Source organism: Roseateles sp. YR242 (genome assembly GCF_900109745.1).
Lineage (GTDB): Bacteria > Pseudomonadota > Gammaproteobacteria > Burkholderiales > Burkholderiaceae_C > Roseateles.
The window spans coordinates 134,081-155,744 of sequence record NZ_FOAV01000004.1 but is presented as its reverse complement, the minus strand read 5'-3'; the positions used below and the strand labels follow the sequence as shown (position 1 = coordinate 155,744).

21 protein-coding genes are annotated in these 21,664 nt (G+C 67.3%); 13 read left to right on the top strand and 8 right to left on the bottom strand.

From position 1 onward, the window contains the following. Positions 1 to 320: 320 nt before the first annotated feature. On the bottom strand, positions 321 to 1,352 hold the full coding sequence (locus tag BMY53_RS10275; RefSeq protein WP_092946204.1) for a hypothetical protein: 1,032 nt from the start codon (positions 1,350 to 1,352) through the stop codon (positions 321 to 323). A 174-nt stretch (positions 1,353 to 1,526) separates the two neighbouring features. Between BMY53_RS10275 and BMY53_RS10270 the strand changes: the two genes are divergently transcribed. Further along, positions 1,527 to 3,032: a hypothetical protein gene (locus BMY53_RS10270; RefSeq protein ID WP_092946203.1), complete on the top strand. Its 1,506-nt coding sequence runs from the start codon at positions 1,527 to 1,529 to the stop codon at positions 3,030 to 3,032. Between the two features lie 74 nt (positions 3,033 to 3,106). Further along, entirely contained in the window at positions 3,107 to 4,000 is an 894-nt protein-coding gene (blaOXA, locus tag BMY53_RS10265) for a class D beta-lactamase (RefSeq protein WP_092946202.1), read from the top strand. A gap of 185 nt (positions 4,001 to 4,185) precedes the next feature. Here the strand turns inward: blaOXA and BMY53_RS10260 are convergent, their stop codons facing one another. After that, positions 4,186 to 4,623 carry a VOC family protein gene (locus BMY53_RS10260; protein ID WP_092946201.1) on the bottom strand — a complete coding sequence of 146 codons (438 nt, stop codon included), beginning with the start codon at positions 4,621 to 4,623 and terminating at the stop codon, positions 4,186 to 4,188. Positions 4,624 to 4,736: 113 nt separating this feature from the next. Between BMY53_RS10260 and BMY53_RS10255 the strand changes: the two genes are divergently transcribed. Then, positions 4,737 to 5,234, top strand: a complete 498-nt coding sequence (locus BMY53_RS10255) for a copper chaperone PCu(A)C (protein ID WP_092946200.1) — start codon at positions 4,737 to 4,739, stop codon at positions 5,232 to 5,234. A gap of 66 nt (positions 5,235 to 5,300) precedes the next feature. On the opposite strand, the gene BMY53_RS10250 is transcribed toward BMY53_RS10255, so the two are convergent. Next, on the bottom strand, positions 5,301 to 6,233 hold the full coding sequence (locus tag BMY53_RS10250) for a LysR family transcriptional regulator (RefSeq protein ID WP_092946199.1): 933 nt from the start codon (positions 6,231 to 6,233) through the stop codon (positions 5,301 to 5,303). Positions 6,234 to 6,324: 91 nt separating this feature from the next. Between BMY53_RS10250 and BMY53_RS10245 the strand changes: the two genes are divergently transcribed. The 4 genes from BMY53_RS10245 (at position 6,325) to BMY53_RS10230 (ending at position 10,466) form a co-directional block, all read left to right on the top strand. Next, positions 6,325 to 7,356, top strand: coding sequence for a zinc-binding alcohol dehydrogenase family protein (locus BMY53_RS10245; protein ID WP_092946198.1), 1,032 nt, complete (start codon positions 6,325 to 6,327; stop codon positions 7,354 to 7,356). A 247-nt stretch (positions 7,357 to 7,603) separates the two neighbouring features. Next, positions 7,604 to 8,527 carry a type 1 periplasmic-binding domain-containing protein gene (locus BMY53_RS10240; protein ID WP_143074022.1) on the top strand — a complete coding sequence of 308 codons (924 nt, stop codon included), beginning with the start codon at positions 7,604 to 7,606 and terminating at the stop codon, positions 8,525 to 8,527. A gap of 122 nt (positions 8,528 to 8,649) precedes the next feature. After that, the gene (locus BMY53_RS10235; RefSeq protein WP_092946574.1) at positions 8,650 to 9,405 is read left to right on the top strand and encodes a phasin family protein; all 756 of its coding nucleotides are present in this window, start codon (positions 8,650 to 8,652) and stop codon (positions 9,403 to 9,405) included. Positions 9,406 to 9,854: 449 nt separating this feature from the next. Further along, complete coding sequence (locus tag BMY53_RS10230) at positions 9,855 to 10,466, top strand: DUF642 domain-containing protein (RefSeq protein ID WP_092946573.1); 612 nt, start codon at positions 9,855 to 9,857, stop codon at positions 10,464 to 10,466. Positions 10,467 to 10,602: 136 nt separating this feature from the next. Here BMY53_RS10230 and BMY53_RS10225 read toward each other — a convergent pair whose 3' ends face one another. Then, on the bottom strand, positions 10,603 to 12,102 hold the full coding sequence (locus BMY53_RS10225; protein ID WP_092946196.1) for a carboxypeptidase M32: 1,500 nt from the start codon (positions 12,100 to 12,102) through the stop codon (positions 10,603 to 10,605). Between the two features lie 158 nt (positions 12,103 to 12,260). Then, positions 12,261 to 12,743, bottom strand: coding sequence for a YqaA family protein (locus BMY53_RS10220; RefSeq protein ID WP_092946572.1), 483 nt, complete (start codon positions 12,741 to 12,743; stop codon positions 12,261 to 12,263). A 43-nt stretch (positions 12,744 to 12,786) separates the two neighbouring features. Between BMY53_RS10220 and BMY53_RS10215 the strand changes: the two genes are divergently transcribed. From BMY53_RS10215 to BMY53_RS10190, 6 genes are all read left to right on the top strand, one after another. Beyond that, the gene (locus tag BMY53_RS10215; RefSeq protein WP_177200818.1) at positions 12,787 to 13,698 is read left to right on the top strand and encodes a substrate-binding periplasmic protein; all 912 of its coding nucleotides are present in this window, start codon (positions 12,787 to 12,789) and stop codon (positions 13,696 to 13,698) included. A gap of 240 nt (positions 13,699 to 13,938) precedes the next feature. Further along, on the top strand, positions 13,939 to 15,072 hold the full coding sequence (gene dusB, locus BMY53_RS10210; protein ID WP_092946570.1) for a tRNA dihydrouridine synthase DusB: 1,134 nt from the start codon (positions 13,939 to 13,941) through the stop codon (positions 15,070 to 15,072). Beyond that, entirely contained in the window at positions 15,069 to 15,302 is a 234-nt protein-coding gene (locus BMY53_RS10205; protein ID WP_092946194.1) for a helix-turn-helix domain-containing protein, read from the top strand. The genes dusB and BMY53_RS10205 overlap by 4 nt, the downstream gene beginning before the upstream one ends. A gap of 93 nt (positions 15,303 to 15,395) precedes the next feature. Continuing rightward, positions 15,396 to 16,976 (top strand): bifunctional phosphoribosylaminoimidazolecarboxamide formyltransferase/IMP cyclohydrolase, encoded by a 1,581-nt coding sequence (gene purH, locus BMY53_RS10200; RefSeq protein WP_092946568.1) that lies wholly within the window; start codon positions 15,396 to 15,398, stop codon positions 16,974 to 16,976. 256 nt (positions 16,977 to 17,232) lie between these two features. Next, on the top strand, positions 17,233 to 17,766 hold the full coding sequence (locus BMY53_RS10195) for a porin family protein (protein ID WP_092946193.1): 534 nt from the start codon (positions 17,233 to 17,235) through the stop codon (positions 17,764 to 17,766). A 184-nt stretch (positions 17,767 to 17,950) separates the two neighbouring features. Next, positions 17,951 to 19,360 (top strand): coniferyl aldehyde dehydrogenase, encoded by a 1,410-nt coding sequence (locus BMY53_RS10190; protein WP_092946192.1) that lies wholly within the window; start codon positions 17,951 to 17,953, stop codon positions 19,358 to 19,360. A 115-nt stretch (positions 19,361 to 19,475) separates the two neighbouring features. On the opposite strand, the gene ruvC is transcribed toward BMY53_RS10190, so the two are convergent. Genes ruvC through BMY53_RS10175 form a run of 3 tightly spaced genes read right to left on the bottom strand, consistent with a single transcriptional unit; the run spans position 19,476 to position 21,643 of the window. Continuing rightward, a complete protein-coding gene (ruvC, locus tag BMY53_RS10185; protein ID WP_092946191.1) occupies positions 19,476 to 20,024 on the bottom strand; it encodes a crossover junction endodeoxyribonuclease RuvC in 549 nt (182 codons plus the stop codon). 6 nt (positions 20,025 to 20,030) lie between these two features. Continuing rightward, a complete protein-coding gene (locus BMY53_RS10180; RefSeq protein WP_092946189.1) occupies positions 20,031 to 21,017 on the bottom strand; it encodes a phosphatidate cytidylyltransferase in 987 nt (328 codons plus the stop codon). After that, positions 21,014 to 21,643 carry a lysophospholipid acyltransferase family protein gene (locus BMY53_RS10175; RefSeq protein ID WP_092946187.1) on the bottom strand — a complete coding sequence of 210 codons (630 nt, stop codon included), beginning with the start codon at positions 21,641 to 21,643 and terminating at the stop codon, positions 21,014 to 21,016. Before BMY53_RS10175 ends, BMY53_RS10180 begins: the two co-directional genes overlap by 4 nt. Positions 21,644 to 21,664: the final 21 nt, after the last annotated feature.

Genomic DNA, 21,664 nt, shown 5'->3' with positions numbered 1-21,664 from the left:
CTTCGCTAACCAGAGCCCCGCTTGAACGGCGCTGCGCGCGTTCCGCGACATGATGGTGCCCCCGGCTGGCCGGGCCTAGGGCCCGACCAGCCGCCCCCCGAGGGGGCTAAGGGCCACCTTGGGGCGGCCCGGCGGTGGCCCTCTTCGCTAACCAGAGCCCCGCTTGAACGGCGCTGCGCGCGTTCCGCGACTCATTGCATAGAGGAGCCCTGGCGGGAGGCTCTCAAGGGCAGGCCCTACCGGATCAGCGCAATCAGAATAATGATGGGGATTGGCACGCCGAGCAAATACAACAGAATCGATCGCATGTTGGTCTCCTTTCAGTCCTGCAGGTCACGTTGACGGCCACCCACCGTGGCCAGCCAGCTGGCCGTGAATGCCCCCACCAGCAAAGCCACGAACATCCACAGCGCCGTCTGCATGGCCACCTTGCGCGCCGTGTCTGCCGCTTCGCGGGCACGGGTCTGCGCGGCCTGCGCATCCGTACGGGCACGCTCCAGCCAGGTGGTCACGCGCTTCTCCGCATCGGCCTGGCTCAGCCCCGTGCGTTGCGCCACCAGCGCACCTGCTTGTTGAGTGTCTTCCGCGGTCAACGTCCCACCTTGCCGCCACGCGTGCATCACCAGACGCGACAGCTCCGGCTGGATGCTGGCCGTGCCGGCATCCGGCGTCGTCCGCAGCGTCGCCGGGTTGGGAGCGGCCCCCGTGGCCGCACCTGACGAGCCGGCAGTGGTCGCACCCGGGGCCTGCCGCAGCATGGCATCCAGGTAATAGCCCAGATCGAAGCCCCCCTCGTCTCGAGCCCCGCGCCCACCACGGCCGCGCTCGCCAGCACCCGCCGGGAGCGCACCGCCCCCATCGGCGCTGCCGGCCACGCCAGCGGCTGCCACGGCGGCCGTGCCACCGGCCACCGTGGACGCGGCCTTCACACCCGCCCCCAGGACCCCGGTAATGGCGGCCCCCAGCAGGGCTGCCGTGAACAGGGTGGCCACGGCCCAGCTCAGCAGGCCATGGGCCGTGTCGCGAAAGTGCACCTCATCCTTGTGGGTGTCGCGCCAACGTGTCCGCAGGCGGCCAGCCAAATAGCCGCCCACCCCAGCCGCCACCAGCTGCGTCAGCGCCAGCCACACCACGCTGGTCACACCCAGCGTCTGCGCTTCGGCCCCTTCGCCCGCCCAGGGTGATACCGCCGCCAGGCCCAGGCCAGTGCCCAGCACCAGCAGGATCAACGACAAGGCCGCAGCCGCCGCAGCACCCGCCAGCACCGAGCCCCAGGACACGGCGGACAACGCACCGCTGCCCATCCGCAGGCCACCGACCTCACTGCCATACCAGGCTTCATTCGCCACCATTTCAGTCTCCTCAAGGTGATTTGCCTGTCATCAGGCAAGTGGCGGGCCCGGCCTGATACGTCCTCCACAAGAAAACGCAGCCACGGCCCGCTCCTTCCCATGGAAGTCCCGTGTAACGCTCGTTACGCACCTCCCCTCCCCGACGGAAAATGCTCCGCGCACAATCCAGCGCCCATGCCCGCCTCCGCCTCCGCCTTCCCCTCCCCGTCCGCCCCCTCCTCCGGCCACACCAACGCCCATCCGCTGCGCGTGGAGCTCCACCGCACCGGTCTGCGCATCGGCCCTGAAGCGCCGGTTCTGCGCAGCCGCCTGCTTCCCCGCCTGCTGGCCGCGCTGCTCCAGGCCCATGACGAAGGCTTCGCCCGTCGGGACAGCCCCTGCAGCCGGGCCGACCTCTGCGCCCGTATCGCCGGCATGGCGGAACTGCACCGCACGCAGGTCTGGCGTGCGATGGCCCAATTGGGCAACACGCCTCTGCAGACGCTCATCGCCGCCCAGACCCCCAGCGGCGGCCCCTTCTGGCTGCACGAACCGGTGCTGGCCCGCTGCAGCTTCCATCTGGACACTGGCGGCAACGCCCAGGGGTCCGAGCTGGCCGACTGGCTCGGCCAACGCCCCCTCGCCACCGGCCCCGGCGCTGCGACCACCCCCCTCATCCCCTGGGCCTATACCGAAGCGCTCGCGCGGGCCGACCACCTGCTGGACCGTGGGGAGCTTTACCCGGCCCGCCTGGCCCTCCAGCAGGCGGTGCCCCACCTCCCGCCGCAGGACCCGCTTGCCGTCGCCGCCCTGGGCTGGCGCCGCGCCCGCATCGCCCGCCGGCTGGGCGACTGGGGCGCACTCCAGGACGAACTGCGCGACCTCTCCCAGACGCTCAACGACCCGCGCCTGCCCGCGCCCGAGCGCCTGCAGCTCAACGCCCGCATCGCCATCCTGGCCGCCTGGCACTGGTACGGCAGCCTCGGCCAGCCCGCTGCCGCCCTCGCCCGCCTCGACGAGGTGCCCCCCGCGGCCCTGGCCTTCGACCCCACGCTGCGCTGCGACCACGGCAACCTGCGGGGCATCGCGCTGCGTGAACTGGCCCTGGCGCAGGGGGACACGGCACTGGCAGCAGCCGCCATTGCCACCCTCGGTGATGCCCTGCGCAGCGCCTCGCTCGCCGGCCTGCCCGATGCCCTGCAGATCTGCGCCGCCAATCTCGCCCACGGGATCGGCCAACTGGCCCATGCGGAGCTCCTGGGCACGCAGGCCAGCATCAAGGACGCACTGCGCTGGCTGCTGCTCAGCGACGCCATCTGCACCCGCTGGCAACTCGGCCGCAGCTCGTTGCTCAACACCATCTTCCTGCTGCGCCTGGCCACGCTCGGCAAGCTGCGCTTCAGCGCCCTGCGCCGTCTCGCCGATGAGGCGGGTCAGCCCCTGCAGGCCGACTCCTACGCCGCGCTGGCCGCCCACCGGTGGGAGGCCTGCCGGGGCCGCCAGTCCCAGATTCCGGCCGATCAGCGCTGTGCCTTCCTGCTGCTCTGGGCACGCCATGCCGCTGCCGAATGCGACAGCTTCAGCGCCACCGATCTCGTGCGCCAGGCCCGACTCCAGGCGCGCAAGCTGCGTGACCCGCAAGCGCGCCAACGCTACCTGGAGGAAGCCGATGAATTGACGCGCCAGCCGCAACGCGCGTAACGGCACTTCGGCCCCTGTGAAGCGCCCTCTGGCCCAACACTGAAGACCTCGACATCCACTGCAACGAGTGCTTCATGAACCTTTCCACACTGATCCACCCTCGCCACATCACCGCCGCGCTGGCTGTGGCCTGCCTGGCCTTGAGCGGCTGCACGGCCGCCACCGCGCAGGACACCGCTGGCGCCGCCGGCACACGCCCCAGCCAACCCGCCGCATCCGCCGACCACCGCGAGCCCTGGGTCACCCGGCCCGAACTGCAACGCGGCTTCGACGCGCTGAACACCCACGGCACCCTGGTGCTGATGGACAGCGGCAGCCGCCAGTGGATGGCCTCCGACGCCGCCCGCGCCTACAACCCCTATTCACCGGCGTCCACCTTCAAGATCCCCATGTCGCTCATCGCGCTGGAGACGGGGGTGGCCAAGGACGAGAACGAGCGCTTCAAATGGGACGGCAAGAAGCGCCGCATCGACGACTGGAACCAGGACCAGACCCTGGCCTCGGCCTACAAGGTCTCCGCCGTGTGGGTGTTCCAGCACCTGGCCCGTACCGTCGGCCAGCCCACCGTGCAGCAGTTTCTCTACGACTTCCGCTACGGCAATGCCAAGGCCGGCCCGGTGGGGGACAGCTTCTGGCTGGACGGCGACCTGCGCATCAGCGCGGTCGGCCAGGTCGAGTTCCTGCGGCGCCTGCATGACCGGGAATTGCCGCTGGCCGATCACACTTATGCCTCCGCCCGCACGGTGATGCGGCGCAACCAGGGCCCCGGCTGGACCCTCTATGCCAAGACCGGCTGGAGCACAGCCACCACACCGGCCATCGGCTGGTTTGTTGGCTGGCTGGAACGGGACCGCGACCCTCGGCCGGTGTACTTCGCGCTCAACATGGACATGCTGCGCGACGACCTTGCCGCTCAGCGCGAAGTCGTCGTCAAGGACGCCCTGCGCTCGCTGGGCTACCTGGACTGAACCGTCAGCCGTCAGCCGTCAGCCGTCAGCTGTCAGCCATCAAGCGGTAAGCGGTAAGCGGTAGGCGGTAGGCGGTAGGCGGTAGGCGCTAACCGCTAACCGATAGCCCATAGCCCATAGCTGGCAGCTGTCGGCCGACACCTGAGCCAGGTCGGCGACAGCTCACCAGCGCCCATCGCCGCTGCTCAAGGCAGCGGCAGCTCGGGGGTGATCACCACCGACTCGGCCGAGGCCTTGAACGGACCGTGATAAACCGCCTCGATGTTGTTGCCGTCCGGGTCCAGCGCAAAGGCGGCGTAGTACCCGGGATGGTAGGACCGCTCGCCCGGCCCGCCATGGTCCTTGCCGCCTGCGGCGAGTGCGGCCCGGTGGAAGGCTTGCACCGCGGCCTGGTCCTTGGCGCGGAAGGCCAGGTGCACATGCGAAACGCGCCCCGCCCCGGTGGCGGTGTCATCCGCCCGGTCGATCCAGAGTTCGTCGATCGCAAAATGCTGGGCGTCCTCCTCAATCGCGTGGCCCAGCCCAAGGGCCTCCAGCACGGCGCGGTAAAAGCGTTTACTGGCGTCCAGGTCGCGCGCGCGCAGGTGCACATGATCAATCAGGCGGCCCCGATGGAATGGCATGGTGATCCCCCTTTGCGTCGTTTTGCGCCCCCTGGCGCCCTACCCACCCAATGGGGCAGCCGGGATGCCCGATACTTCCACGCATCATTCATCCTTGCAGGCAGGTAGCCGTCATGTCGGTCCGTCCCTCCTTCTCCTCCCTCCGCGTTGTGGTGCCCATGCTGATGCTGGCTGTGGCCGGCCCTGTGCTGGCGCAGGTCACGGTGACGGCCCCCTGGGTGCGCGCCACCGTAGCGCAGCAAAAAGCCACCGGCGCCTTCATGCAGTTGCAGTCACCGGCGGCGGTGAAGCTGGTGTCGGTCAGCACGCCGGTGGCCGGCGTGGCGGAAGTCCATGAGATGGCCATGGACGGCCAGGTGATGCGCATGCGCGCCGTGCCGGCACTGGACCTGCCGGCGGGCAAGCCGGTGGAGCTCAAGCCCGGCGGCTATCACGTGATGCTGATGGAGCTCAAGGCCCCGGTGAAGGAAGGCGACCAGGTGCCGTTGACCCTGGTCTTCGAGGGTGCCGACAAGAAGCGTGAGACCGTGCAGGTCACCGCCAGCGTCAAGGCCCTGGGTGCCCCCGCCGCCAAGGATGACCACCAGGGCCACGGCGGCCACCAGCACTGAGCCACATCCGGCAGCCCTCCAGCCAGTTGGGCCAGCCGGTCAGCCCGTCACGATCGTCACAGCCCGTCAGCCGCTCAGCCGCTCCGCCAGGTGGTCGATCAGCGCCTTGATGCGTTGCGGCATGAAACGCTGGCTGGGCATCACGGCGTGCAGCGGCATCGGCCGCCCCACCCAATCGGGCAAGACGTCCACCAGCGCCCCGCTGAGGAGGCTCTGGCGCACATCCAGCTCGCTCTTGTAGGTCAGGCCGCGCCCTTCCAGCGCCCACAGGTGGGCAATGCCGCCATCGTCGGCGCTGCGCTGCCCCTGCACCGCCACATCCAGCGCCGGCCCCTGCAGTTGCCCGCGCCGCCAGAAGCGCCATTGACGCTCCAGCCGCTCCCCGATCTTGAACCGGATGCACTCGTGTCCCGGCAATTCCTCCGGATGGGCGGGATGGCCGCGGCGGCGCAGATAGTCCGGGGAGGCCACCAGCAGCCGGCGCCCTTCATACAACCGGCGCGCGACCAGACGGGAGTCCGCCAGCTCGCCGTAACGAAGGGCGATGTCGACCTCGTCCCGCACCACATCCTGCAAGCCGTCGCCCACGTTGAGATGGATGTCCACGCCGGGGTGGCGGTCCAGGAATTCGTCCAGCAGGGGCAGCATCACCCGGCGCGTGAGATCACTGGACGCGCTCAGCCGGACGCGCCCCCGCAACACCTGGCCGGCAGTCCGCGAGGCGCTGTCCGGTGCGCTCTCGCTGAGCTGGGACACGCCCTCCTCCAGCAACTCCAGCGCCCGCTGGGCATAGTCCCGCAGGCGCTCGCCGGCTGCGGTGAGGCGCAAGGCGCGGGTGCTGCGCTCCACCAGCCGCACGCCCAGCCGCGCCTCCAACTTCTTCAGCATGGCACTCGCGGCAGCGGGGGTGACATTCATGACTTTCGAAGCAGCGGTGAGGCTGCCTCCGCGTGCGCACTCAACCAGCAGGCGCAGCTCGGCGGTATTTTCAATTTCCATTTGAAACTGATAGCAATTTGAATAGCTTCATTGATTCTGCCCAAAGACGGACGATGCGCCCCATATCCTCTTCAAATCCCAGGACCGCCCCATGAAAGCTGTTGGCTACATCAAGAACCTCCCCATCACCGACCCTGAGTCGCTGATCGACCTGGATCTGCCCATGCCGGAGCCCGGCCCGCAGGATTTGCTGGTGGAGGTCCGTGCCGTGGCGGTGAATCCGGTGGACACCAAGGTCCGCCAGGGTCGCCCCGCCAGTGACGCCACGCCGGTGGTGCTGGGCTGGGATGCGGTGGGCCAGGTTCGAGCGCTGGGCACCGAAGTGAGCGGGTTCGCCGTGGGTGACCGCGTCTGGTACGCCGGTGACCTGACCCGCCAGGGCAGCAACGCCCAGTTCCAGGCCGTGGACCACCGCATCGCTGCCCGGGCCCCCACATCCATCGGCGACGGCGAAGCGGCGGCCCTGCCGCTCACCGCCATCACCGCCTGGGAACTGCTGCATGACCGGCTGCAGGTGCAGCGCGACGGCGCGCGCCCGGTCAGCCTCCTGGTCACCGGTGCGGCGGGGGGCGTGGGCTCCATCCTGGTCCAGCTGGCCCGCCAGCACGTCCATCTCACCGTCATCGGTACCAGCTCGGATCCAGCCGGTGCCGGCGGCGACTGGCTGCGCCAATTGGGTGTCCATCACGTCATCAACCATCAGCAGCCGCTGGCGCCGCAGGTCGCGGCCTTGCAGGCCCAGGGCATGGCGCCGGTGCGCCATGCCGTCAGCCTGACGCATACCCCGCAGCACTTCAAGGACCTTGTCGAGCTGCTGGAGCCGCAGGGCCGGCTGGCCATGATCGATGACTTCGGTCCCGCCGACCTGGACGTCATGGCGCTCAAGCGCAAGTCGCTCTCCCTGCATTGGGAGCTGATGTTCACCCGCAGCCTCTACAACACCCACGACATCACCGAGCAGGGCCGGCTGCTGGCCGAGGTGGCGCGCCTGGTGGATGCGGGCAAGATCCGCAGCACCCTGGCCGAGGTGCTGGGGCCCATCAACGCGCAGTCGCTCAAGCGTGCGCACGCCTTGCAGGAAAGCCAGCGCCAACGCGGAAAACTGGTCTTACAGGGTTTCTGATACCCCTGCAGTTCGTGAAACCTTACCGCCCCCTGACAGTGGGGAGGCCCTCTCCCGGGAAAACCTGAGTGACCGCATTGCGCACACAGGCGATACCTGACCCCTCGAAAAACAAGGCCGACATGGCGAGGGAATTGGGATGAGGATGAGAGTTGCTCAAGCAGTACGGCCCCTGAGTGGGTGGATACGCCTGGGGAGGCCGTCCACCTGGGTGGGGCTGGCGGGTTTGACCGGTTTGATGGGTCTGATGGGTGCCGCCCAGGCGGCGACCATTGGCGTCATTCTTCCGGGCAGTTGGCCCAGCCAGCAGCAGGCAGAAGCGCTTCAGCAGGGGATGACGCTGGCGCTCAAGACCTGGCCGGGGGACGCCGTCCCCACCCTGGTCATCAAGGACAGTGCCTGCGACGCACGCAAGGCGGAGGCGGCGGCCAACGAACTGATCCAGGCCAAGGTGGACATCGTGCTGGGCAACTGGTGTGAGATCGGTAATGGTGCGGACCACCTCAAGGCGGCCGGCATTCCGCTGGTGTCCAACAACGCCGAGCGTGTGCAGGGCAAGGACCTGCAACTGCAGTTGGGCCGCATCGAGCTTTATGCCGCCGAGCGCATTGCCACCGAGCTGCGCCGGGAAACCGGTTTGCGCATCAGTGCCCGCACGTCTTGCTGGCTGGACTTCGAGGCCACGCTGAACGAGCGGGTGGACGCGGTGCTCTGCCCGGTCATGGCCGTGGACAAGACCCGATGGGAGCAGGTGGCCAACACCTACACGGCGGCCTTCCGCAAGCCTTTCACGCCTTCCGCGGCGCGCGGTTATGCGGCCATGGAAGTGGCGCTGAACTATCTGCGCCGCGCCAAGGCTGGCAAGGCGGCGGTTGCGTTGCGCGATACCCAGGCCACCAGCACCTTGTTCGGCCCCGTCCCGGCGTCTGATGCCCCGGCGCCAGCCACCGCGCTGCAACTGGTCTTCGCGCCGCATCTGCCCAAGCTCAGCCCGCAGCAGGCGCAGACGATGGACAAGCTGGTCAAGTCCAAGGGTTGTGGATGTCCGGGCGGCACCTTGCGCGATGGTTGCCCCAAGGACGGCAGCCCGTGGAGCGACATGCCTTTTGTGGTGCGGGGTGGTGGAACCCCGGCGGCCTGTTCGGCGGCCATCGGGGTGCTGGAACTCTGAGTTCCCGCTGTCGGGGCTCCCGGCCTCGGGAGCCCGGCGGCCCCGTGAAAGTGGGCCAAAGCGTCCTATAGTGCGGGCTGGTGGCGCCTCCTTGGTGCCGTTGAACTGCACGAGGAATGTCCATGGTCAAGAAGGTGAAGAAGACTGCCGGCAGCCCGCCGCCCGTGGAGGCCACGCCTTCGGGTCCTGGCCTGCTGGACGGGCAGTTCGGGCAGCTCGTGAAGGAATCTGCCCAGCAGATCTGGTCTGCGGGGCTGGCCGCCTTTGCGAAGGCGCAGAACAGCAGCGGCCAGGCCTTTGACAATCTGGCAGCGGAAGGCGCCCGCCTCCAGAAGAAGACCCAGGTCACGACTGAAGAGCGGCTGGGGGCGGTGGCCACCCGCATGTCCGACATGGCGGGCGAAGTGGGCACGCGAGCCGGCCAGCACTGGGACAAGCTCGAATCCATCTTCGAAGACCGTGTGGCGCGCGCGCTCAATCGCCTGGGCGCGCCCAGCGCCAAGGATTTCGAAGCTCTCAACGCCCGCCTGGACGCCTTGACCGAAGCGCTCAAGGCGCAAGGTGTCGCGCCCGCCACTGGTGCTGTCGCATCAGCAAAAGCGCCCAAGGCACCCAAAGGGACCAAAGCAGCTAAAGCACCCAAAGAAGCCAAAGCAACTAAGGCGACCAAGACACCCCAAGCAATCAAAGCGCCCCAATCACCCAAGGCGCCCATCCAGCCTGCCGACGCCCCCGCCAAGCGCGTTGCGCCCAAGACGGCCCCAAAGACTGCGGCCGCGGTGAAGCCGATGGCCAAGGCAACGCCTGGCACCAAGCCTGCCGCGAAGGCAAGCAAGGCTCCGAAGGCGGCTGGCAAGTCTCGAGCCAAGGCGCGCTAGGGAAGCACCGCCCACCCCCTCGGCACACCACCTCGGCGCACGCCGTGCTGCACCGAGGACGGGAGGGCGTGGGGTTTTTGCGAAGGCAAGGGCCCCATGCCCTCGCGGCCAACGCGCAACTCGACGCATGACGTGTCGTTGCAGGCCCCGACCTCCTCCGAGTACAGGCGGACCTGGCAGCCCAGCCGGACCAGGCGGACCAAGCAGCCAGCCCAGGCAGGACCTGGCAGCCCAGGCAAGGCAAGGACCCCATGCAGCCCTGGGCGACAAACGCACAAGCACTGTCGCCCACGCCAGCCACCCCCACCTGACCACGTGCAGTCCATCACGAACCCCCACCGGACCCCCATCGTCCAGGGGGGTGCCGCGCAAGTCCTGGCCCCGAACAATCCTCTCCATCCCGCGCCACATCCCTGTGCCCGCGCCCGAGAGACTGATTCGAAGCCACCATGAAGCGCCTGATTGCCGCCACCCTGTTCACCCTGCCGCTCTTCGCGCTGGCTGCCAGCGATGACAACCTGCTCGTCAACGGCAGCTTTGAATCCAACGTCCTCTACAGCGGTGGCTGGAGCCAATTCGGCAGCATCCAGGGCTGGACCACCGGCAGCAACGGCATCGAGATTCGCAACAACGCCGTGGGCAGCGCTATCGACGGCAGCAACTTCGCCGAGCTCGACACCTACGGCAACAGCAGCATCAGCCAGAGCTTCGCCACGGTGGCCGGCTACACCTACGAGCTCAGCTTCTCCTACGTCAACCGCCCTGACAACCAGGGCGCCAGCAGCAATGGCATCAGCTGGAGTCTCGGGAGCCTCTCCGGCATCGTCGGCGAGAACACCTCCACCAGCTGGGCCACCTACACCACCACCTTCACCGGCACCGGTGAGGTCATGACCCTGAGCTTCGCCGCCATCGGCCGCAGCGACTCCTACGGCACCTCGCTGGACAACGTCAGTGTCAGCGTCCTCTCCACCGTGCCGGAACCCCATGGTTATGCGCTCATGATCGCCGGCCTGGGCACCATCGGCCTGCTCTCTCGCCGTCGCCGCCGTACCGTCTGATTTCGAAGGACGCGTTGGGACGCCGCCACCACGGTGCAACGCGAAACAGCCCCACAGAGGGCACCAGCAAAAAGGGCATCCGCCTGGATGCCCTTTTTTGCTTCAACCGGATCCGGCCGGACGCCCGCGGCGCTGATCAACCCAGGTAGCGCGACTCCAGATGCCGCCGGAAGTGCGCCGTGTTCAGCGCCTCACCGCTGGCGCGCTGCACCAGTTCCGGCGTCTCCCAGCGGCTGCCCTGCGACCAGATGCGCGTCTTCAACCAGTCAAACACCGGCGCCAGCTGCCCCTGTGCAATCTCCGCGTCCAGGCCCGGCCGCTCCTGGCGCATCGCGGCAAACCACTGCGCTGCATACATCGCCCCCAGGGTGTAGCAAGGGAAGTAGCCAAACAGCCCGGCCCCCCAATGCACGTCCTGCATCGGCCCGTCGCGGTAGTTGCCGCGCGTGTCCAGGCCCAGCAGCTCCTGCATCTTCACATCCCACAGCGCCGGGATGTCCTCCACCTCGATCTCGCCCTCCATCAGCGCACGTTCAATCTCGTAGCGCAGGATGACATGGGCGGGGTAGGTCACCTCGTCGGCGTCCACCCGGATATAGCCCGGCGCCACACGCGTCATCAGGCGGTTCAGGTTCTCCGCGCTGAAGGCTGCCTGCCGGCCCAGATGCCGCTCCACCAGCGGCTCCAGCAGCTGCGCAAAACCGCGGTGCGAGGCCAGCTGCATCTCGAAGGACAGGCTCTGGCTCTCATGCAGGCCCATGGAGCGCGCGGCCGCTATGGGCAGGCCCATCCACTCACGCGGCAGGTTCTGCTCATACCGGCCGTGGCCGGTTTCATGAATGGTGCCGGTCAGGCTCTGCAGGAAGCTGTCTTCGCGGTAGCGCGTGGTCATGCGCACGTCCTCGGGCACCCCGCCGCAGAACGGATGGGTGCTCTCATCCAGCCGGCCAGCCTCGAAGTCGAAGCCCAGCAAGCGCATGGCATCCAGCCCCAATGACCGCTGCGCCGACGCCGGGAACGGCCCCTGCGGCTCCAGCACCGTCTCGCCCGCCTGGCGTTCCATCACCTGGCGGATCAGACCCGGCAGCCAGCCGCGCAGGTCGCCAAACACCCGGTCCACCTCGGCGGCGCGCATGCCCGGCTCGTATTGGTCCAGCAAGGCGTCATACCGGCTCAGGCCGCTGGCCTCGGACAGCAGCCGAGCCTCCTCCCGCGCCAGTCGCACGACCGGGCGCAGGTTCTCCACATAGCCGGCCCAGTCATTGGCGCCACGCTGGCTGCGCCAGGCATGCTCACAATGCGAATTGGCCAGCGACTTCGCCTCCACCAGGCTCTGCGGCAGCGCATTGGCGGACCGCCACACCCGGCGCATCTCCCGCAGCGAGGCGCGTTGCACCTCGTCCAGCGGCTCCTGTTCCGCGCGGTCCAGCAAGTCCTTCAGTGCGGGGTCGGTGCCCAACTGGTGCAGCAGGCCATCCATCTCGGCCAGCGCCTCCGCGCGTGCCTGCGCACCGCCGCCGGGCATCAGGGCCGCCTGGTCCCAGGAGGCGATGGCCTGCAGATGCTGCAGCCGATGCTTGCGCTGGTGGCGCTGGCACAGGGCGTCATAGGACGGGGTGCTGGCGGATGGGCTCATGCGGTGTCTCCTGTCGGCGCGAGTACGCGTGATGTATGTCAAACAATGCGAAGGGCCGCATTGTGGGGGCCATCTCGGCATTGTGTGGCCGAGCACCCGCGCGGCCCCAGCCCCCCCAAAGAGTGAATCAAGGGGGCGACGCTGCGCCGCCGCAGGACTCAACGCAGCAGGTAAAGCCCCACGCTCGTCATGACCACATAGCGCCCGAACTTGCCGATGGCCATGTAGAAGACGCAGGGCCAGAACGGCAAGCGCAGCCAGCCCGCCAGTGCGCATAGCGGATCGCCCACGATGGGCAACCAACTCAGCAGGCAGGTCTTGGCGCCGAAGCGGCGCAGCCAGCCGAGCACCCGCTGATCCCGGGGGGTGTGATGGACGGCCGCTTCATAGGCGCGCTCCGCGCCCCACCCCATCCACCAGCTGATGGCACCGCCCAGCGTGTTGCCCACTGCGGCCACGAGGATGGCGGGCCAGAACAGCTCCGGCTGCTGATGAACCAGCAGCAGAACGACCGGTTCCGAGCCCAGCGGCAGCAAGGTCGCAGAGATCAACGCGACCACGAAGACCGCCCCCAACCCGACCTGCGGAAGCGCCAACGCCTCCAGCATCAGGTGAATCATGTGTTGCAGCCAAGCTTCCATGCGTGGGATTATCTGGAACGGTCAGGTCATTACTGGGGTCGTCATGTCCTTGCGCAGCCTCGCGGCAACATCGGTCATCGGCTTCGGTGCGGTGGTCGCCGCGTCCATGCCGTTGGCGATGGTCGTGCCGTTGGTGGCACTGGCTCCCGCGTGGATGACCTCTGCCCATGCGCAATCGGGCAGCCCGTCTGCGCCCGGTGCTGCGGCAAGCCCGGTGCCCGCAGGCAGCACGGCCGCCTGCACGCAGTTGGTGGCCTCTGGCAATCCGCAGTATCCGCCCTACCTGTGGCGCCCCTCCGAGGAAGACAACCGCCTGGTCGGTGCCAATGCCGAGCTGATGCAGTGGCTGGCCCATGAAATCGGCATTCCCATCGACACGCGTTATGTCGGTCCCTGGGGCCGTGTGCAGGAAGAGATGCGAGCGGGCCGTATCGATCTCATTGCCGGGGCCTTTTTCACGCTGCCCCGCACCGAATACATGGATTACTTCCACCCCGCCTTCCGCGAGACACGGTCGGTGGTGTGGGCCCGCACGGCGTCCCCGGTGAACTTCAAGCGCTGGAGCGACCTGGTGGCACATCAGGGCGTGACCGTGATCAACAACAGCTTCGGTGTGGAGTTCGACCAGTACGCCCGCCAGTCGCTCAAGATCACCCAGGTCGCCAGCATTGACCAGGCCATTCAGATGCTGCAGCGCGGCCGCGCGGACTACCTCATCTATGAGGACAGCCCGGCCGAGGCCTATGTCGCCCGCAGCGGCGGCGAGGCCATACGCCCGCTCATGCCCGCCGTGGCGCATGAAGGTCTCTTTCTCACATTGGCGCACCGCTCCCGTTGCAATACCCCCGAGCTGCGCGGCAAGCTGGCGCGGGCCGTCTACAAGTTGTCGCAGGAGCGGGTCATGAACCGCTTCATTGAACAAGGCATCCAGCTCTGGAAACGCCAGGCACCCTAGACACCCTTCGGCGCACGCGGCGCCCGACAGGTCCGCACAGCGACCATCGCAGGTGGGAATTCGCCCGAATGGCCGCAGACAAGCCGACAACATCCCTCCAAGCAGGGACGAGCGGTGGGGGGAGTGAGAGAAATGCCCACCCCCAAAGGCCGGGTGAGCAGCACGGCGGCGCTATACTTCTGCCTCATTTTTGTGCAGTTCTCCATGTCCACGCCGCCGCCCGGTCCGCTCCGGGAATCCATGACACCGGGCTTGGGTCACTCCCCTGGCGTGACCCTTGGGCCCTACCGTTTGCCCAACCGGCTGTTCGTCGCCCCCATGGCGGGTGTGACGGACCGGCCGTTTCGTGTCCTGTGCAAGAAGCTGGGGGCGGGTTATGCGGTGAGCGAGATGGTGACCTCGCGCAAGGACTTGTGGAACAGCCTCAAGACTTCGCGCCGGGCCAACCATGAGGGCGAGCCCGCACCGATCTCGGTCCAGATCGCCGGCACCGATGCGTTGATGATGGCCGAGGCGGCGGCCTACAACATCGACCGCGGCGCACAGATCATCGACATCAACATGGGCTGCCCGGCCAAGAAGGTCTGCAACAAGTGGGCCGGCTCCGCGCTCATGCAGGATGAGCCGCTGGCGTTGGAGATCATCGAGGCCGTGGTGGCCGCCTGCGCGCCGCGCGGCGTGCCCGTGACGCTCAAGATGCGCACCGGCTGGTGCCAGGCGGAGAAGAACGCCGTGCGCCTGGCCCGCAGCGCCGAGAGCGCGGGCGTGGCCATGGTCACCGTGCATGGCCGCACCCGCGAACAGGGTTACAGCGGCCATGCGGAATACGACACCATCGCTGCCGTCAAGGCGGCATTGAACATTCCCGTCGTGGCCAATGGCGACATCAGCACCCCGCACAAGGCCCGCGAGGTGCTGGCCGCCACGGGGGCCGACGCGATCATGATCGGCCGCGCAGCGCAGGGGCGCCCCTGGATCTTTGCCGAGATCGCCCACTTCCTGGCCACCGGCGAGCTGCTGCCCGCACCCCGCATCGCGGACGCCAAGCAGTGGCTGATCGAGCATCTGCACGACCACTACGCGCTCTATGGCGAACTCACCGGCATGCGCAGCGCCCGCAAGCACATCGGCTGGGCCGTGCACGCGCTGCCCGGCGGCGAAGACTTTCGCCGCCACATGAATACCTTGGAGAGCTGCGAGGCCCAGGTCAGCACCTTGACGGACTGGCTGGATGCACTGGCGCAGCGACATGAACGGCTGCCCTATCTCGCGCGGGCAGCCCAGGATGGCGAAGACCGTGACGGTGGTGATGGTGACGGCGGCGACAACAACAACGACAACAGCGAATACGAAGAAAGAAGGCTCACGGCATGACGCCAAAACCGATCGAGGCCTGCGTGCGCGAGAACCTGGAAGCCTACTTCCGGGATCTTGGCGGCGAGGACCCCCATTCCATGCATGAAATGCTGATCCGCCTGGTGGAGAAACCGCTGCTGGAAGTGGTGATGCAGCACAGCGAAGGCAACCAGAGCAAGGCGGCCGAGTGGTTGGGCATCAACCGCAATACCCTGCGCCGCAAGCTGGTCGAGCACAAGTTGATCTAGCCCCAAGGGGCGGCCTGAGCCCGGCACCGCCGATCTCCAGGCCCCGCTCGGTGTGACCGAGCGATGCAAAGAATTTTGTTTGAAGGAATGTCCATGGCACAACTGACTGCACTGATCTCGGTCTCCGACAAGACCGGCATCCTGGAATTCGCGAAGGCGCTGCATGCGCTGAACGTGAAGCTGCTCTCCACCGGCGGCACCGCCAAGCTGCTGGCTGACGCCGGCCTGCCGGTGACCGAGGTGGCTGACCACACGGGCTTCCCCGAGATGCTGGATGGCCGCGTGAAGACCCTGCACCCGAAGATCCATGGCGGCCTGCTGGCCCGTCGTGATGTGCCGGCGCATGTCCAGGCGCTGCAGGACCACGGCATCGCCACCATCGACATCCTGGCCGTCAACCTCTATCCGTTTGAAGCCACCGTGGCCAAGCCCGGCTGCACGCTGGAGGACGCGATCGAGAACATCGACATCGGCGGTCCCGCCATGGTGCGCAGCGCTGCCAAGAACTGGAAGGACGTGACGGTGCTGACCGATGCTGAGCAATACGCCCAGGTGCTCGAAGAACTCAAGGCCCACGGCAAGACCAGCGACAAGACCCGCTTTGCCTGCTCGGTGGCCGCCTTCAACCGCATCGCCCAGTACGACGCCGCCATCAGCAATTACCTGAGCGCCCGCCAGGACGACGGCTCGCTGTCGGCCTACCCTGCCCAGATGAACAGCAGCTTCATCAAGGTGCAGGACCTGCGTTACGGCGAGAACTCGCACCAGACCGCCGCGCTCTACCGCGACCTGTTCCCGGCGCCCGGTTCGCTGGTGACCGGCAAGCAACTGCAGGGCAAGGAGCTGAGCTACAACAACATCGCCGATGCCGACGCGGCGTGGGAATGCGTGAAGAGCTTCGAAGCGCCGGCCTGCGTGATCATCAAGCATGCCAACCCCTGCGGCGTGGCCGTGGCCGCCACGGCGGCCGAAGCCTATGCCAAGGCGTTCAAGACCGACCCCACCAGCGCCTTCGGCGGCATCATCGCCTTCAACCGCGAAGTGGACGCCGAAGCCGCGCAGCTCGTGGCCAAGCAGTTTGTGGAAGTGCTGATGGCCCCGTCCTTCAGCGCCGACGCGCGCCAGATCTTCTCCGGCAAGGCCAACGTGCGCCTGCTGGAAATCGCCCTGCCGCCCGGCGGTGCCCGTCCGTGGGACCAGGGCCGCAATGCCCAGGACGTCAAGCGCGTGGGCTCCGGCCTGCTGGTACAGACGGCGGACAACCACTTCCTCACCAAGGCCGACCTGAAGGTGGTCACCACGCTGCAGCCGAGCGCCCAGCAGCTGGATGACCTGATGTTTGCGTGGACCGTGGCGCAGTACGTGAAGAGCAACGCCATCGTGTTCTGCGGTGGTGGCATGACGCTGGGCGTGGGCGCGGGCCAGATGAGCCGCATCGACTCGGCACGCATCGCCTCGATCAAGGCGGAAAACGCCAGCCTCTCGCTGGAAGGTTCGGCCGTGGCAAGCGACGCATTCTTCCCGTTCCGCGACGGCCTGGACGTGCTGGCCGATGCCGGCGCCAGCTGCGTGATCCAGCCGGGTGGCTCGATGCGCGACGACGAAGTGATTGCAGCGGCGAACGAGCGCGGCATCGCAATGGTGTTCACCGGCGTGCGCCACTTCCGTCATTGACAAACACCCCTCGCCAACGAACGAGGCCCGCTTGATGCGGGCCTTTTTTATGGTTGGTGAATGGCGAGTTCACACACCTCGATCAAGCCCCACCAAGGGGGGATACAAGTGTGACTCGCGCATACACATTCGTCGTGCCCTCACAACTGACCGTGACATATTTGGCGATTGGATACGGGCCTCCATTGACCCAAATGTGTCAGTGTTGATACCTTTCGCACCGCACCACTCGGGTGCTATTCGAACCGAAAGAAGTATGAAGAAGATTGCCCTGATCGCTGCCGCCATGCTGGCTGCCGGTGCTGCTCAAGCTCAAACCAAGCCTGCCTCCCCCTTCTACGGTGAAGCTGGCTTCGTTTTCCTGACCGCTGACATCAGCGGCATCAAGGCCAACCCCACCGCCCTGCGCGGCATCGCGGGCTGGAACGTGCATCAGTACGTGGCTCTGGAAGTGATGGTCGCTGCTGGCGTGTCTGACGACAACTTCGACAGCGGCGCCGGCGCCTACAAGGCCAAGGTCGAGAACGCCTACGGCGTGTACATCAAGCCGAAGTACGCCCTGAACGACCAGTTCGAAGTGTTCGGCCGCGTTGGCTTCGCCAACTCGAAGGTCAAGCTGTCCACCACTGGCCTGAGCGGTTCGGACAGCGACAGCGACGTCTCCTGGGGCCTGGGCGCCACCTACAAGTTCAACAAGCAGTGGTACGGCGCTGCCGACTACACCAGCTACTTCAACAAGGACGGCCTGAAGGTTGACGGCTTCGCCCTGAACGTCGGCTATCGCTTCTAATCTAGCGAGCGTCAGGTCCCGCGTCCTGCGGGATCCTCGACTTCCAAGCCCGCCTTCTGGCGGGCTTTTTCATTGGTGCACCACAGCACCAGCGTGGTGCCCTGCCGGTACATCCCGCTTGGCACCCCCGGCGCCCGGCCTTACGCTTGAGCCCTTGCACAACAACACGGCGGGGAGACACCACATGGACCAGAGCCTGCAGGAGCGCCTGCGCCTTGTGCTGGAGCAACAGCGCGCCGCCTTCGACATGGAGCGCATGCCCAGCGTCCACCAGCGGCGGGACCGGCTGCAACGACTGGCGCGCATGACCACGGCACATCGTGCCGATCTGCAAGCCGCGATGGCGCAGGACTTCGGCCACCGCGCCCATCAGGAAAGCCTGCTGGCCGACATCTTCACGGTCGAGTCCGGCGTGCGGCATGCGCTGAAGCATCTGAAGTCGTGGATGGCCACCAAGCGCGCGCCCACGGCGCTGCACTTCCTGCCGGGCCGCAACCGTCTCATCCCGCAGCCGCTCGGTGTGGTGGGTATCGTCTCGCCCTGGAACTATCCGTACTACCTGGCCATGGCACCGGCCCTGGCTGCGCTGGCTGCGGGCAACCGCGTGATGATCAAGCCCTCCGAGCTCACGCCCGCCACCTCCGCGCTGATGGCCCGCATGGTGGCCGAGCACTTTGCCCCCGAGGAGATGGTCGTGCTCACGGGAGACGCCGACGTGGGCCGCGCTTTCACCGAACTGCCCTTCGACCACCTGTTCTTCACCGGTTCCACGCCCGTGGGCCGCGCCGTGGCGCAGGCGGCGGCGCGCAATCTGACACCGGTGACGCTGGAGCTGGGCGGAAAGTCCCCTGCCGTCATCGACCGCAGCGCGGACCTCGTGGCGGCTGCGGAGCGCGTCGCCTTCGGCAAGCTGCTCAATGCAGGCCAGACCTGTGTGGCACCGGACTATGCGCTGGTGCCGCGTGAGTCAGTGCGTCCCTTCGCGGATGCGCTACTGGCCGCCATCCGCCGGCTGTATCCACGCATCACCGGCAACCCGGATTACACCGCCATCGTCAGCCCGCGCCACCATGCCCGCCTGCGCAGCCTCCTGGAGCAGGCGCAGCAGCAAGGTGCCACGCTGCTGCCCAGCCATGACGAGCAGCCGGACGACCGCCGCCTGGTGCCCACCCTGCTGCTGGACACCAGCGGCGAGATGACGGTCATGCGCGAGGAGATCTTCGGCCCGCTGCTGCCCATCGTCGCCTACGACACCGCCGAGCAGGCCGTGCGCCACATCAACGCAGGCGATCGCCCGCTGGCGCTGTACTGGTTCGGCCGGGATGCCGCCGCGCGGGACAAGGTCCTGCATCAGACCCATGCGGGGGGCGTCACGGTCAACGACTGCCTGTGGCACCTGGGCCAGGAGGAACAGCCGTTCGGCGGCGTGGGCGCCTCCGGCATGGGCGCCTATCACGGCGTGTGGGGTTTCAACACCTTCAGCAAGCTCAAGCCGGTCTTCCATCAATCGGCGCTGGCTGGAACGCGGCTGTTCTATCCGCCTTACGGGCGGACCTTTGATCGCCTGATGGCGTTGATGCGCAAGATCGCCTGAGGCGTCGCCGAGCCCCGAGCCCCCAAGCCCGGCGCTACACGTCCTTCATTCATCGGGCCTGCGACAGGCCCGCGACAGGCCCACGGCCGTCGCCGTCATTCGGTACCTCAGCGGTTCAGAACGTCCGTCCCTTGCGGAACTGTGCATGCTGGCGGCGCTGCAGCGTGGTGCTGCGGCTCATCGCCTCGAAGGACACACGGGCATGCGCATGCATGATGGCCAGGCCCAGCGCGTCGGCCGCGTCCTTGCCGGGTTCACCCGGCAGGGCGAGCAGGCGCTGCACCATGTGCTGGATCTGTTCCTTCTTGGCGTGACCGTGGCCCACCACCGCCTTCTTCATCTGTAAGGCGGTGTACTCCGATACCTGCAGGTCGCACGACACCAACGCAGTCAACGCCGCGCCACGCGCCTGGCCCAGCAGCAGGGTGGACTGCGGGTTCACGTTCACAAAGACGATTTCCACCGCCGCGCACTGCGGCTGGTAGCGTGAAATCACCTCACGCACGCCGTCATACAGGATCTTGATGCGTGCAGGCAGGTCGCCGGTGGCCACCGCACTGGTCTTGATGGTGCCGCTGGCGACGTAGGACAGGCGTGGGCCCTCGGCGTCGATGACGCCAAAGCCGGTGGTCTGCAAGCCGGGGTCGATGCCAAGGATGCGCATGGCGCCTCAGTTCATGGTGCGGAAGTACCACCGCACCGAATGGAAGAACACAGGCGCAGCAAAACACATCACGGCGATTCGGTCCAGCAGCCCCACCGCCCCGGTGATGCCGCTGCGGTTGCCCCAGGCATTGATGCCGGCGTCGCGCTTGAGGGCCTGCATCACGAAAGCCCCGAAGCTGCCGCAGCCGGCGGCCACCAGGGCGGCGACGGCGGCCTGGCCGGCCTTGAAGGGCGTGATCCAGTAGAGCAATGCACCCGCCAATGCAGCGGTGAACACACCGATCCACCAGCCCCGCATTGAGAACGAGCGGCTGATGTGGCGCGCCACCGGCCGCGCTCGCATCTTGCCCGTGGCCACCTGCTGGGCAATCTGCCCGCAGGCCACCACGGCCACCAGGAAGAACAGCAGGAAGGCGCCACGGCCCTCGTATTTCGGAATGTCCAACAGCAGCAGGGCGGGCGCATGCGAGAGGCCATACACGCACACCATGATGCCCCATTGGATCTTGGCGTTGCGCTCCAGGAAGCGGGCGGGGTCATCGGCCAGGGCGCTGGCCACCGGGATGGCCAGGAAACCGTAGACGGGGATGAGCACCGAGAACAGGTCGAAGTGGCGGGTGCCCACCAGCACGTACTGCAGCGGCAGGATCACGAAGAACGCGAGGATCAGGCCACGATGGTCGGCACGGCGGGTGTGCAGCAGCGTGATGAACTCGCGGAAGGCCAGGAAGGAGAACACGCCAAACAGCAGCGTGGCGCCGACGGGGCCGGACACCCAGGCGGCCCAGAACAGGCAGGCGCCCACCCACACCATGTTGAGCTCATGGCGGAATTTGGCGCGGCGCTGCTGCCATTCGTCCTGGTCATGCTCCGGGCGCTCGCGCAGCGACCACAGGACCGAGCCGATGCTCACCAGGATCAGCATGCCGAACAGCACCACGAACAGGGCGGCCACCTGCTCGCTGGTGCTCAGCGTCTTGAGCCATCTCATTCCTTCCACCCTCCGGGGCGCTGCGCCATCACGGCCGCGCGGGCGCGGTCCAGGAAGGCGCGCTTGTCTTCACCGGGTTCCAGGCGCAGCGGCGCGCCGAAGGTCACGGTGCACAGGATGGGAACGGGCACCACTTCGCCCTTGGGCATCACGCGTTGCACGTTGTCGATCCAGGTGGGGACAAGCTCCACGTCCGGGAATTGCTCCGCGAGGTGGTAGAGCCCGGCCTTGAAAGGTTGTGGCTCGCCTTTGTTGGAGCGAGTACCTTCGGGAAAGATGACCAGTGAATCACCGGCCTGCAGGGCCCCCACCAGCGGCTCCAGCGGGTCTTCGTCCGGGGTGGCGCGGGTGCGGCTCACGTAGACGGCATTGAAGACGGCGGTGGTCAGCCAGGTGCGCAGCTTGCTACCGGTCCAGTAATCCCGGGCGGCGATGGGTCGCGTGCGCGCCCGAAGCTCGGACGGCAGCGAGGCCCAGATCAGCACCCAATCGAAGTGGCTCTGGTGGTTGGCGAAGTAGATGCGCTGGTCCGCTGTCGGCGGACAGCCCTTCCAGTGCCCTTGCGCGCCAGTGATGAGGCGCGCCAGCCAGGCCAGGAACAGGCCGGTAATGTCGGCAAGGAACATGGGCGGCATTATCGCCCGGGT